The organism is Sphingomonas sp. (genome assembly GCF_036387595.1).
Taxonomy (GTDB): Bacteria; Pseudomonadota; Alphaproteobacteria; order Sphingomonadales; family Sphingomonadaceae; genus Sphingomonas.
In genome coordinates, this window is record NZ_DASVTL010000072.1 from 24,377 (window position 1) to 37,353 (window position 12,977).

The following is a 12,977-nucleotide window of genomic DNA, read 5'->3' on the forward strand; positions in this document are numbered from 1 at the left end:
CGTTGCCAATCCGTGCCGCCGCCGCTATCGCGCGTGCAGCATATTTCCGCATATCCAGCACGGAGCGCGAGCCCAACATGGCCGTCCAATATACCTATGTCATGAAGGGTCTGACCAAGACCTTTCCCGGCGCGAACAAGCCCGTTCTCAACAACATCCATCTGCAGTTCATTCCGTCTGCCAAGATCGCGATCATCGGCCCGAACGGGTCGGGAAAATCAACGCTGATGAAGATCATGGCAGGGATAGACCCCGATTTCGTGGGCGAGGCCTGGGCCGCGGACGGGATCAAGGTCGGCTACCTGGCGCAGGAGCCGCAGCTCGATGCGACCAAGGACGTGATGGGCAACGTCAAGGACGGCGTACGCCCGATCGCCGATCTGGTCGATCGCTTCAACGCGATCTCGGCGGAGATGGGCGATCCCGAGGACGACACCGATTTCGACGCGCTGATGGAGGAGATGGGCGAGCTTCAGGGCAAGATCGACGCGGTCGACGGCTGGGCGCTCGACAGCCAGCTTGAACAGGCGATGGAGGCGTTGCGCTGCCCGCCGGGCGACGCCGACGTATCGAAGCTGTCGGGCGGCGAGAAGCGCCGCGTGGCGCTGTGCAAGCTGCTGCTGGAAAAGCCCGACATCCTGCTGCTGGACGAGCCGACCAACCACCTCGATGCCGAAAGCGTCGCGTGGCTGGAGAATTACCTGAAGGAATATGCGGGCAACGTCATCCTCGTCACCCACGATCGCTATTTCCTCGATAACGTCGTCAACTGGGTGCTCGAACTCGATCGCGGCCGGTATTACACCTATGAGAGCAATTATTCGGGCTATCTGGAGAAAAAGGCCAAGCGGCTGGAGCAGGAGGAGCGCGAGGAACAGGGCAAGCAGCGCGCGATCGCCGACGAACTGGCGTGGATGCGCCAGACCCCCAAGGCGCGCCAGACCAAGTCTAAGGCGCGCATCCGCGCCTTTGACGAATTGATGGAAAAGCAGGAGAATCGCGTCGCCGGCAAGGCCGCGATCCTGATCCAGCTGCCCGAGCGCCTGGGCGGCAAGGTGATCGAGGCCAAGGGACTGACCAAGGCTTATGGCGACAAACTGCTGTTCGACGGACTCGACTTCACGCTGCCGCCGGGCGGGATCGTCGGGGTGATCGGGCCGAACGGCGCGGGCAAATCGACGTTGTTCAAGCTCATCACCGGGCAGGAACAGCCCGACAGCGGCACGATCGAGGTCGGCTCCACCGTGAAGCTGGGCTATGTCGATCAGAGCCGCGACGACCTCGATCCCAACAAGAACGTCTGGCAGGAAATCTCCGACGAACTTGAGGTGTTCCGCTTCGGCAAGCAGGAACTGGGCACGCGCGCCTATGTCGGCGCGTTCAACTTCCGCGGGCCGGACCAGCAGAAGAAGGTCGGCCAGCTCTCGGGCGGCGAGCGCAACCGCGTCCATATGGCCAAGATGCTGAAGGAGGGCGGCAACGTCCTGCTGCTGGACGAGCCGACCAACGACCTCGACGTCGAGACGCTGCGCGCGCTGGAGGAGGCGCTGGAGACCTTCGCGGGCTGCGCGGTGGTCATCAGCCACGACCGCTTCTTCCTCGACCGGCTGTGCACACACATCCTGGCGTTCGAGGGCGACAGCCACGTCGAATGGTTCGAGGGTAATTACGAGAGTTATGAGGAGGACAAGCGTCGCCGCATGGGCGATGCCGCGGATCGACCTACGCGGTTGGCGTACAAGAAGCTGACGCGGTGACCATCAGCGCCTGTTTTTGCCGACGCTATTCATTGGACTGCGGTAAGTGAGACAGTGCGGTCGGGGAGGGAACGATCCGGCCGCACGGACGCAGCATCTGAAAGCCCGCTTCAGAGTGCTTTCGTTACGATCGCCAGATCCTCGATCGTCACAGCGGCAATGACGTCTCCGAACGGGACGGTACGGTGGCTCCCATACCCATCGTCCTCCGGGCTCCACATCTGATAGATCACGCGCGTGTTTATGTCGGCAACCCAATATTCGGGGACTCCGGCCTTCGCATAAATAGCTGCCGTGTCCGTTTCGCATAAATAGCTGCCGTGTCCGTCACGTCCCGCCGAAGCGTGGACGACGATATTTCGACGATCAATGCCACCGATCGTAGCGGAATAGGGCCATCTCCGTGCGGCTCTCGGGTCAGGACGATATCGGGCAGGGGCATGTCGTGGTCAGATAGAGCAACGCTGGCAGTCAATGCATGAAGGCAGTCAATGCATGAAGATCGCCGCCGATCGTTTCCAGAACCCGACGAATGCAATACCCAAGCTCTCCCGCGATCCGAGCGTGCGGGCGATACTCGGCATTCATTATGATGATGTCTCCGTCCAGCAGCTCGGTCCGGCCGTCCCCGAACGCACCGGTCTGGTCGAGCTGGATAAAGTCGTTGACCGTCAGCTTGTACTTGCCGGGCAGGACGCGGTGTTGGACGCTCATGGCTCCATCAATTACCATTTCGTTGCTGAGCGTAAAGTCGTAACTGCCTTTCGGATTTAGGTGGCTCAAAAAAACGCGTTTTCACCACAACACCGGATCGAGCACCCGCACCGCGTGTCGGGCGCCGGGCGATGACAGATGTTGGGGATCGATGAACCAGGGCGTCGAGCCTTGCTCGAAACGGCAACCTCGCCGGTCGCAGAACGCGTCCGCCAGCGGCGCGTAGGAAGCACCGGACACGCGGGCCGCGGCGGCGCTGGCACGGGCGCCACTGTCTGCAAGGGGAGAAACCAGATCCATGGCCGCAAAACCGTCCGAGGCAGCAAAGCCGGGTTCGACCACCCAGCGCAGCCATGCACGCGCGGGCAGGTCGCGGACGTTGCGCCAGCGAGCCGGGTCGAAGCGGAAGCCGGGAACATCGCCCAGTATGACGACGCGCTTGCCCACGCGCTGCAACACCAGCCCGGCCCGGGCGAGGGGGGCGATCAGCGCGGGTTCGCCGGAGGCCGCTGGGGCGGATCGGTCGCGATAGCCTTCGCCGAGCGCGACTGCACGACCGTCGAACGGCGCCTGCCAGAATGCGGTGAGCACGACGGTACGGATAGTCGGATCGGCGAGCACGGCGGCAAATGCGGCGTCGTTATAGCGTAGGCAGGCGGCGGCGTGGCCAAGCTGACCGGCCATCACACGCGTGCCGCCGAGCAGTGGCGGGCAGGACGCTTTGGTCATTTGCACGAAGCCCCAACCATGGGCAAAGGCAGCCTCGCGCAGCGCAGCGCCCAGCGCGTTAGCGTGGCTGTCGCCGAGAAGCGCGATCTTCGGCGCAGCGCCGCGACCGACGCATGCGGCGGCGGTGTTGGGTGCGTCCGCCCCATAGCCCGCAAGACACGGTCCACCGTGTCCCTCGCGAATCACTGCCGCCGCGGCGCGCGCATCTTCGCTCACCCGCGAGGGCAAGCCGCCGCTGGTCCACAAGGCAGCGGCTACGCACGCCGCCGCCGTCAGGACGGCCGCGTAGCGCCCTAGCGCCGCGGGGTGGGGCGTTCCGGTGCGGAACGGCTGTTCGACCCGTCGCCACGAGGCCCAGGCAATTAGCAGCGATAGCGCCGCAACCCCGGTGAGCACCGAAACCGACGGCGCTTGCGCGCTCGCGATCCGCACGAGCGTCATCAACGGCCAATGCCAGAGATACCAGGAATAGGAGAGCAGCCCGACTGCGACCAGCGGGCGCGTGGCTAGCAGGCGTCGGTTGATCCAGCCGTCTCCCCCGACGATCAACGCCGCGGTGCCAAGCGTCGGCAGCAGTGCGGCATAACCTGGAAACGCGGTCCCCTCGTCGAAGCAGGTGAGCGCAATCGCGATCGCCACCGCTCCAGCGATCCCCAGCGTGCCGGCCACCCTGCCGCCGAGCGGGGCGCGCGGTGCGGTCCACAGCGCCGCCGCAACGCCGACCGCCAATTCCCAGGCTCGGGTAGGCAGCAGATAGAAAGCGGCGACCGGCTCGCGTGCGGTGAGCGCGATCGATAACGCCAGCGACAATGCACCGAGGATGCTGACGACCGGCAGCACGGCCGCCCTTCGCCATCGGTGCAGCATGAGTAGGAGCGGCGGGAGCGCCAGGTAGAATTGCTCCTCTACCCCCAGCGACCACGTCATCAGGAAAGGGGAATAGCGCGCGTCCGGGGTGAAATAGCCGGCATCATGCCAGAACCAGATGTTGGCCACGCCCAGCAGCGCCGCCGTGACGCTGGCCGACAGCCGCTTCAGTTCGTCAGGGGAGAGCAGTACGAGTCCGAGCGCCAGCGTCCCCGCCGACACCGCGAACAGCGCAGGGAGGATTCGCCGGGCGCGGCGCAAGTAGAAGCCGCGAAACGAAAAGCGGCCGTCGCGCACCTCGCGATCGACGATGCCGCCAATCAGGAATCCGGAAATGACGAAAAAGATGTCCACCCCGGCAAAGCCGCCGCCGAGCATCGGCCAGCCCGCATGGAACAGGACCACCGCCGTCACCGCGATCGCGCGCAGCCCGTCTATATCGGAGCGATAGGGAGGCGCGCCGAGGGAGCGGGCGTCCGGCGCCGTCCGTGCTTCGATCGAATCCATCGCAGCGGCTCTACTGCGACAGGCGTAGAAATAGGGTTAGCGCAGTCGTCGCACGAACAGCCGCCCATCTTCGCGTCGTTCGGTCTGGAAGTTCGGCACTGCCTGGATCAGATCCGACAGTCGTCGAAAGCCGTAGTTGCGCGCGTCGAAGCTGGAGCGGTTGCCCGCCAGCTGCCCCATCGCCGAGATGCTGACGAACCCGCGCTCGTCGCGCTTTCCGGCGTCATAGGCGTCGATCAGGAGCTTGAGCAGATCCTCGTCGACCGCCTGCTTGGGTCGTTCGCCGCCGATCGCCGGCGGGAGCGGCAGGGCGGATGCGGCCGGTGCGGGTGCGGGTGCGGGTGCGGGTGCGGCCTTTTCTGCCGCCTTGTTGTCGGCAGGTCGCGGCGTGACCGCGCTCGGCTTAGCTACGTCGGGCATAGAAGCTGGGCGCGGCGACGTGGCCCGTGTGAGGGCGTCCACGTCGATGAAGCGGGTACACGCCTGCTTGAACGCTTCCGGGGTCTTGGCGCTGCCGAAGCCATAGACGGGCACGCCGTCCTGGCGGATGCGCATCGCCAGCGGCATGAAATCACTGTCCGACGACATGATTCCGAACGCGCCGACCCGGCCGCGGAACAGCAGGTCCATCGCGTCGATGGTCATCTTCATATCGGTGGCGTTCTTGCCCTTGGTCAGGTCGAACTGCTGCTGCGGCTCGATGCCGTGCTTGACCGTCATGTCGCGCCAGCCCTTCAAGGCGGGCTTGGTCCAATTGCCATAGACGCGGCGGACGTTGACGGTGCCCAGCTCGGCGAGCACCGTCAAAACGGGGTCGATCGTGTGCCATGAGGCGTTGTCGGCGTCGATCAACAGAGCGACGTTGCGGTTCGGGTCTTCCATCCCTTCGCAGTCGCCGGTTTCGGTGCCGAAAGCAACGCGCGTCAGCTGCGCCCGCCGCTCTCCGCATCACGCGCCTGATTATAGGCCTGATTGTGCGCGATATCGTCGCCCTTCATCGGCCGGGTCATCGCCTCGGGATCGTCGATCGCGCGGACCAGATCGTTCTGCGTGCCGATATCGCCGCGGAGGTTGGTCGCGCCACTGCCACCGGCGATGCCGGTGTCGGCATCGGCGATCAGCGCGTCGATCAGTTCGTGATCGTCATTGGCACGGGCGGCGGCGGTACGGGGGTTCTCGGCCATCATCTGTCTCCTTGCTGCCCCGCAAAAACGATGGACCGTGGCCCGCGTTCCTCATTGGGCCTCATTCGGGCGGGTAGGAAATGCCGGTCACCTCATAGTCGCGGACACCTCCCGGCAACTCGACGCGGCGCAGGTCACCAACAGCGGCCCCGCGCAGCGCGCGCGCGATCGGGGCGTTCCAGCCGACCCGGCCGGCGCCCGCATCGGCCTCGTCGTCGCCGACGAGGGTCAGCACACGTTCGGCGTCATGCTCATCGGCAATCGTCACCGTCGCGCCGAACCAGGCGCGGGTGCGGTCGCCGGGTGCGCGCGGATCGACCACCTTGGCCGCCTTCATCCGTTTCGACAACCAGCCCAGCCGGCGGTCGATCTCGCGTAGCCGCTTGCGGCCGTAGATATAGTCGCCGTTCTCCGATCGATCTCCATTGCCCGCGGCCCAGGCGATCGTCTCGACCAGTGCGGGCCGCTCCCTGCCGAACAACGTCTCATATTCGGCGCGCAAGGCGGCATAACCGTTCGGTGTGATGTAGTTCGGCCGGTCCACGCCTTCAGCCCGGCCGTGATTTGCCCAGATACCAGCTGAGCCGCGCCGGACCCTGGCTCTCGGCGCGCGCCGGGTTCATCAGATCGTAAACCACCGCATTCTCCAGCACGCGCTGGACGTAGTTGCGGGTTTCGCTGAACGGAATCATCTCGATCCAATCGACCATGTCAATCGCGCCGGTGCGCGGATCGCCGTAGAGGCCGATCCACTTGTTCACGTTGCCGCCGCCAGCATTGTAGCCGGCGATGGCCAGCGGATAGCTGCCAAACCGATCGTAAACCCGCTGAAAATAGCTGGATCCCAGCATGATCGACAAGTTCGGGTCCGCGGTCAGCGCGGCCACGTCATAGGTCAAGCCCATCTTGCCCGATTGCTCGCGCGCAGTGCCGGGCATCAGCTGCAACAACCCGCGCGCGCCTGCGCTGCTCACCGCGGTGCGATCGAACTGACTTTCCTGGCGCGCGATGGCGTGGATGATCGTCCACTTGTCCTCATAGCCCGCGGGCACGGGCACGGTCGGAAAGCCGGTTGCCGAATAGTCGGTCAGTCCGTTCTGCATAGCGTTGCGCCCGACCATCACTGCCAGGTCGGGGCGGCCGATGTCGCGTGACAATTGCTCGGCGAGCAGGTGATCGGTGCCGGTCGTCGCCGTCGCCGCGATCTGGCGGATGAAGGCGGTCTGGTCTGCCCGTGCGCCGATATTGCCCAGGAGCCGTGCCGCGCGCACAATCTCGCGCTGTTCGAAGGCGGCACGCACGTCGGGCGCAATCGCGTGACCGGCGATCGCGGGCGGCGCAATCAGCGGTCGTCCGGTGCGCTCGGCGGCAAGCTGGCCATAGAATTGGTCGCGATAGCCCGCCGCCCGCGCGAAGAACGCCGCCGCCTCGGCCGGCATCGCCGCCGCTTCGGCCGCGCGGCCTGCCCAATAGAAACCTTTGGCCCGTGTCTGGGGCGCGAGGCTGCCGCGGCCGTAGCGGTCGAACAGCGTCATCGCGTCGGCAGGACGCCCGAGCCGCTTGAGCGCGGTCTGCCCCGCCAGCCACGCAAGGCTGGTATAATCGTCGCGCTCGCCATAGGGTTTCAGCGAGACGTCGGTGCCCGGCGGGTAGGCATCATCTATCTGGCGCGCGATATCATAGGCGGTCTGCCATTGGCCATCCGCCGCGGCACCGCGCGCGTTGGCAAGCAGCACTTCATACCATTTTTCGACATTGCCGGGCCGAAAGGTCAGCGTGCGCGGCCGCGCCAGCCAGGTGCGCGCCGTCGGCCCCGCGCCGGAATTGCGCAGCCACGTCGCGCGGTCCGCGATGAACCCGGGATCGTTGGCATAGGCCGTCTCGCCCGTCATCGCGAGCTGCGCTGCATCGGGGCCGTTCGTGCGCAAGGCCAGCCGTGCCACCAGGACGGCGCGCGCAGCCGGCGAGACATAGGCGATCTGCCGCGCTGCGGCACTGGTCTGGCCGCTCCACAGCAGCATGTCCATGCGCGCGTCGTGATCGGCAGGCGCAAGCGCACCGGGCAGCGCGAGGATGAAGATCTCGTCCGCCGGTGCCAGCGCACCCATCCGCCATGCACGCCGCGCCGCCGCATTCGCTTCCGCAAAAGCCCCGGTCGCGCTCAGCGCCCGCGCCTGGTTCACCGCACCAATCGCCGATTGCGGCGGAAAGCGGCGGAAATACGCTATCACCCGCGACGGATCGCCCGTCGCCGCCGCGCGCTCGGCGGCGCTGCGGTTTGCGGTCTCGCCCGGCCAGCCGGGATGCGCCATCAGGAAAGACGCATAGCTGTCGAACGGCAGGGCATCCGTCTGGCGCACTGCGGTCCACTGCGCGACGGCGGACGCGATCGCCGCATCGTTAGGCGCAGGTATCGCGGTTTGCGGCCGCATGTTCGCCATCTGGGTGCGATATCGGTCGAGCTGATCCTGCCCATCGGCCGAGATCGAGGCCCCGGCCGCTGCCACGACCATGAGAGACTTGAGAAGCGCTGCTGCCATGGTGGACAGGATAGGGTGTGCGCTTTTATCTGTCCTGAACAAAATGCGCGATTCTGCCGCGCGGGGAGTCCGTAAAATCATGTTTTCAGGATCGATCCCGGCGCTCGTCACGCCCTTTGCGGACTCGGGCGATCACGTCGGCGGTGCGTTCGACGAAGACGCGTTTCGCGCGCTTGTCGATTGGCAGATCGAAGAGGGCTCGACGGGACTCGTGGCGTGCGGCACCACCGGCGAGGCTGCGACGATGCCCAAGGAAGAGCATTTCCGCGTCGTCCGCATTTGTGTGGACCAGGCCAAAGGCCGGGTTCCGGTCATCGCTGGGGCGGGATCCAACGATACGCTGGTGGCCGCCGAGAATTTGCGCGCCGCCGCCGATGCGGGCGCGGACGCGGCGCTGATGGTGCCACCTTATTACAATCGCCCGAGCCAGGAGGGCATCTACCGCCACTTTGCGACCTTGGCCGAAACCTCGCCGTTGCCGATCGTGCTGTACAACGTGCCCGGCCGAACCATGACCGACATCCAGCCTGCCACCCTTATCCGCATCGTAGCGGGCTTCCCAAGCGTGTTCGTGGGCGTGAAGGACGCCAGCGGTGCCCTGCCGCGCGTGTCTCAGCACCGCGCCGGGCTGGGCGCAGACTTCTGCCAATTGTCGGGGAACGACGATCTCGCCCTTGCCTTCAACGCGATGGGCGGGGTCGGGTGCATATCGGTCACCGCCAACGTTGCCCCCAGCCTGTGTGCGCAATTTCAGGCCGCCTGTGCGGCTGGCGATGGCGCTCGTGCGTTGGCACTGCATGACCGGCTTTTTCCCTTGCACGACGCGATGTTCGCCGATGCGTCGCCGGGCCCCGTTAAATATGCGATGGCGCGGGTGCGTCATGGCTTTCCAGAAGGGATCCGCATGCCGATGACCTGGCCGTCGCAGGCCGCGCGCGACACGGTGGACGCAGCGCTGAACCATGCGGGGCTGGCATGACCCTGGCCGATCTCGACCGCATCCGCGACGAATGCCGCGCGATGGTGACCAAGCGTGCGCTGGTCTCCGCGGGAACAGCGGTAATTCCGATCCCCGGCATCGACCTGGTCGCCGACGTCGGGCTGCTCACCAAGTTGCTGCCCGACATCAGCCACCGTTTCGGCCTGGACCACGAAGCGATCGAGAAGATGGACCCGCGGATGGGCGAGCAGGTGCTCGTCGTCGCCACCAGTCTCGGCAACTCGGCCATCGGCCGCGCCGTGACCAAGCGGATCGTCGTGGCCCTGCTGCGCCGCATCGGCGTCAGGCTGGTGGGCGCGCAGGCCGCCAAGTTCGTGCCGTTCCTTGGCTCGGCCGCCGCCGCCTCGATCAGCTTCGGCGCGATGAAGCTCACGGGGAACCGCCATATCGACGATTGCTACGAAACCGCGCACCGGACGTTGCTGCCGGATCGCACGATCGCCACGGCCTGACGCGGGCGGGGTTTCGGAAGGGGCCGCGACCGCCTACATCGCCGCGACATGGCACGCCCGAAACCTATCGCCTTCGATAAAAAGAAGATCGTCGCGGAGAACCGCCGTGCGCGGTTCGAATACACGATCGACACCGTGTATGAGGCGGGGATAGCGCTGACCGGCACCGAGGTGAAGAGCTTGCGTTCGGGCACCGGATCGATCGCGGAGAGCTATGCCGAGGTAAAGGATAGCCAGGTGTGGCTGGTCAACAGCAACGTGCCCGAATTCAGCCACGGCAACCGCTTCAATCACGAGCCCAAGCGCCCGCGTAAACTGCTTCTTCACGAGCGTGAGATCAACAAGCTCCACGGTGCGGTGGCGCGCGAGGGGATGACCCTTGTGCCGCTGTCGGTCTATTTCAACACGCAGGGGCGCGCGAAGGTGGAATTGGCATTGGCCAAGGGGCGCAAGGACCACGATAAGCGCGAGGCGATCAAGGAGCGCGAGTGGAAGCGCGAATCGGCCCGCGTCATGCGCGATCGCGGCTAGTGGCGACGGTGCCGCCGACCTTGTGGCAACGCTCCATCGCCTGGTGCCGGCGCAATCTGCCGACTCGCGAATCGATGGAATCGAACCGCGCTCTGCGCCCGGTAGCGCACCGTGTGCTGGCGCCGGAATTGTGGCGCTTCACCCGCCGCTCGGTTCCCCGCGGCGTGGCGCTCGGGGTCGTCGCCGGCATCATGGTGCCCTTCGGTCAGGTCGCGGTCGCGGCAGTCGGCGCCTTGCCGTTCCGGGCCAACATCCCCGTTGCCGCGCTGACCACCTTCCTCACCAACCCGTTCACCACGCCGCCCCTGTGGGTGCTGGCCTATTGGATCGGCCGATGGGTGCTGCGCCTGGACGTGCATGTCGCCGGTCAGCCGGTGCAGCAGGCGACCGGGTGGCTGCAATGGTTCATGGAAGCCGGACCGGCGACGGCCACCGGGCTGCTCGTGCTCAGCATCATCTTCGCCATCGTCGGCTATGCGCTGGCGGCGTTCGGATGGCGCCTTTGGATCGCACGGAAGTGGCATAACCGTCGCAATCGAAACCATGTTTGACGAAGCGTCCTAGTCAGCTACAACACGTCGCATCCCGACTCCAAGAAGGATGCTTGATGCGCAAGACCGTTATCGCTGCCATGTTGCTCGGCGGCGTCGCCTCCACCGCGATCTATGCCCAGACCGTCTCGCCGACCGCACCGGTGTCGGCCGCTTCGGGCAAGCCCCAACTCGGCACCTTCGGGGTCGAGACCGCGAACATGGACACATCCGTCGCACCCGGCGACGATTTCTACATGTTCGTCAACGGCGCGTGGCAGGCAAAGACCGAGATCCCTGCCGACAAGGCAAGCTGGGGCGGCTTCGGCATCCTGCGCGACCTTTCGGACCAGCGGACGCGCGCGGTGATCGAGGAATCGGCCAAGGCGCAGCACGCGCCCGGCAGCGTGGGGGAGAAGATCGGCGTCACCTACGCCAGCTTTATGGACACCGCGAAGATCGAGGCTGCCGGTGCCGCGCCGCTCAAGCCCTATCTCGCGCGGATCGCGGCGGTGAAGACGCCCAAGGACTTGGCCGTCGCCTTTGCCGATGCGAATCGCCACGGGATCGACGTGCCCATCGGACTGGGTGTCGAACAGGATCTGAAGGACAATAGCGTCTATGCTGTCTACGCGGGGCAGGGCGGCCTAGACCTTCCCGACCGCGACTATTACCTGGTCGACAACCCCAAGTTCGCCGAAGCGCGCACGAAATACGTCGCCCATATAGCCACGATGCTTCGGCTAGGGGGCGTTGCCGATCCGGCAGGCGCGGCGCAGCGCATCTTCGATCTGGAGAAGCAGATCGCCCAGGTCCACTGGACTCGCGCCGAGCAGCGCCAGGTCGAAAAGGCGTATAATCCCGTTCCCGTCGCCGAATTGGCGGCGCGGATGCCCGGGTTTGATTGGCGGACGCTGCTGACGGATCAGGGCTTTGCGAATCAGACCCGCGTGATCGTCACCCAGCCGTCGGCACTGACCGGCACGGCGCGGATCATCGCGGCCACTCCGATGTCCACCTGGCGCGAATATCTCGCCTTCCACACGATATCCGATAAGGCGCCTCTGCTATCGGATGCCTTCGTGAACGAGCGGTTCGCCTTCTACGGCACGACCTTGTCGGGCACGCCGCAGCTGAAGGAGCGGTGGAAGCGCGGCGTCGATCTCGTCAACGGCAGCATGGGCGAGGCCGTCGGCCAGATCTACGTCGAGAAGTATTTCCCGCCCGAATCCAAGGCCAAGATGGACGCGCTGGTCAAGAACCTCATCGCCGCGATGGATATCCGCCTGTCCAAGCTGGAGTGGATGGCACCCGAAACGCGGGTCAAAGCGCGCGCCAAGCTGGCCGCGTTCACGCCGAAGATCGGCTATCCCGACAAGTTCCGCGATTACACCGCGCTGCGGGTCGTTCCCGGCGACGTGCTCGGCAACGCCGATCGCGTGGCGGAGTTCGAATACAACCGCCAGCTCGCCAAGATCGGCAAGCCCGTCGATCGCTCCGAATGGTTCATGACGCCGCAGACGGTCAACGCCTATGCCAACCCGCTGATGAACGAGGTCGTCTTTCCGGCCGCCATCCTCCAGCCGCCGTTCTTCGATCCCAATGCCGATCCGGCGGTGAACTACGGCGCGATCGGCGCGGTGATCGGGCACGAGATCAGCCACCATTTCGACGACCAGGGCCGCAAATTCGACCCCAAGGGCAATTTTTCCGAATGGTGGACGCCGCAGGATGTCGCCCGGTTCAAGGTCTATACCGACAAGGTCGTGGCCCAATACGGCGCCTACGAGCCGATCCCGGGGGCCAAGGTCAACGGCGAGCTGACGCTGGGCGAGAACATCGCCGACCTGGCGGGCGCGACGGTCGCTTATGATGCATACAAGATCTCGCTGGGCGGCAAGCCTGCGCCGGTGATCGGCGGCTATACCGGCGATCAGCGCTTCTTCCTGGGTTTCGGCCAGGTATGGCAGACCAAGGCGCGCGAAGCGGCGGTGCGCCAGCAGCTGACCACCGATCCGCATACGCCGGGAAACTGGCGCGCCTATGTCGTGCGCAACCTCGATCCGTGGTACGCCGCGTTCGGGGTCAAGCCGGGCCAGAAATACTATCTGGCGCCCGCCGAGCGCATCAAGGTCTGGTAGACTCCGGCCCTTCCCGCGGGGAAGG

At 65.6% G+C, this 12,977-nt stretch carries 12 protein-coding genes; 7 read left to right on the plus strand and 5 right to left on the minus strand.

The annotated features are described in order from the left end of the window. Positions 1 to 77 precede the first annotated feature (77 nt). Together ettA and VF643_RS06055 are read left to right on the plus strand one after the other, a co-directional pair. On the plus strand, positions 78 to 1,757 hold the full coding sequence (ettA, locus tag VF643_RS06050) for an energy-dependent translational throttle protein EttA (RefSeq protein WP_331042473.1): 1,680 nt from the start codon (positions 78 to 80) through the stop codon (positions 1,755 to 1,757). Between the two features lie 495 nt (positions 1,758 to 2,252). Next, positions 2,253 to 2,531, plus strand: coding sequence for a hypothetical protein (locus tag VF643_RS06055; RefSeq protein WP_331042474.1), 279 nt, complete (start codon positions 2,253 to 2,255; stop codon positions 2,529 to 2,531). A 21-nt stretch (positions 2,532 to 2,552) separates the two neighbouring features. Here the strand turns inward: VF643_RS06055 and VF643_RS06060 are convergent, their stop codons facing one another. Genes VF643_RS06060 through VF643_RS06080 form a run of 5 tightly spaced genes read right to left on the minus strand, consistent with a single transcriptional unit; the run spans position 2,553 to position 8,298 of the window. Continuing rightward, positions 2,553 to 4,574, minus strand: coding sequence for an acyltransferase family protein (locus tag VF643_RS06060; RefSeq protein ID WP_331042475.1), 2,022 nt, complete (start codon positions 4,572 to 4,574; stop codon positions 2,553 to 2,555). A 36-nt stretch (positions 4,575 to 4,610) separates the two neighbouring features. Continuing rightward, positions 4,611 to 5,456 (minus strand): NYN domain-containing protein, encoded by an 846-nt coding sequence (locus VF643_RS06065; RefSeq protein ID WP_331042476.1) that lies wholly within the window; start codon positions 5,454 to 5,456, stop codon positions 4,611 to 4,613. 41 nt (positions 5,457 to 5,497) lie between these two features. Further along, a complete protein-coding gene (locus VF643_RS06070; protein ID WP_331042477.1) occupies positions 5,498 to 5,761 on the minus strand; it encodes a hypothetical protein in 264 nt (87 codons plus the stop codon). A 58-nt stretch (positions 5,762 to 5,819) separates the two neighbouring features. Continuing rightward, complete coding sequence (locus tag VF643_RS06075; protein ID WP_331042478.1) at positions 5,820 to 6,302, minus strand: GreA/GreB family elongation factor; 483 nt, start codon at positions 6,300 to 6,302, stop codon at positions 5,820 to 5,822. 4 nt (positions 6,303 to 6,306) lie between these two features. Continuing rightward, on the minus strand, positions 6,307 to 8,298 hold the full coding sequence (locus VF643_RS06080; protein WP_331042479.1) for a lytic transglycosylase domain-containing protein: 1,992 nt from the start codon (positions 8,296 to 8,298) through the stop codon (positions 6,307 to 6,309). A 79-nt stretch (positions 8,299 to 8,377) separates the two neighbouring features. On the opposite strand from VF643_RS06080, the gene dapA reads away from it, so the two are divergent. Genes dapA through VF643_RS06105 form a run of 5 tightly spaced genes read left to right on the plus strand, consistent with a single transcriptional unit; the run spans position 8,378 to position 12,952 of the window. Continuing rightward, the gene (gene dapA / locus VF643_RS06085; protein ID WP_331042480.1) at positions 8,378 to 9,277 is read left to right on the plus strand and encodes a 4-hydroxy-tetrahydrodipicolinate synthase; all 900 of its coding nucleotides are present in this window, start codon (positions 8,378 to 8,380) and stop codon (positions 9,275 to 9,277) included. After that, positions 9,274 to 9,750, plus strand: a complete 477-nt coding sequence (locus VF643_RS06090; RefSeq protein ID WP_331042481.1) for a hypothetical protein — start codon at positions 9,274 to 9,276, stop codon at positions 9,748 to 9,750. The genes dapA and VF643_RS06090 overlap by 4 nt, the downstream gene beginning before the upstream one ends. 48 nt (positions 9,751 to 9,798) lie before the next feature. Continuing rightward, positions 9,799 to 10,281 carry an SsrA-binding protein SmpB gene (gene smpB, locus VF643_RS06095; RefSeq protein WP_331042482.1) on the plus strand — a complete coding sequence of 161 codons (483 nt, stop codon included), beginning with the start codon at positions 9,799 to 9,801 and terminating at the stop codon, positions 10,279 to 10,281. A 20-nt stretch (positions 10,282 to 10,301) separates the two neighbouring features. Continuing rightward, on the plus strand, positions 10,302 to 10,832 hold the full coding sequence (locus VF643_RS06100) for a DUF2062 domain-containing protein (protein WP_414713807.1): 531 nt from the start codon (positions 10,302 to 10,304) through the stop codon (positions 10,830 to 10,832). A 56-nt stretch (positions 10,833 to 10,888) separates the two neighbouring features. After that, the gene (locus tag VF643_RS06105; protein ID WP_331042483.1) at positions 10,889 to 12,952 is read left to right on the plus strand and encodes a M13 family metallopeptidase; all 2,064 of its coding nucleotides are present in this window, start codon (positions 10,889 to 10,891) and stop codon (positions 12,950 to 12,952) included. Positions 12,953 to 12,977: the final 25 nt, after the last annotated feature.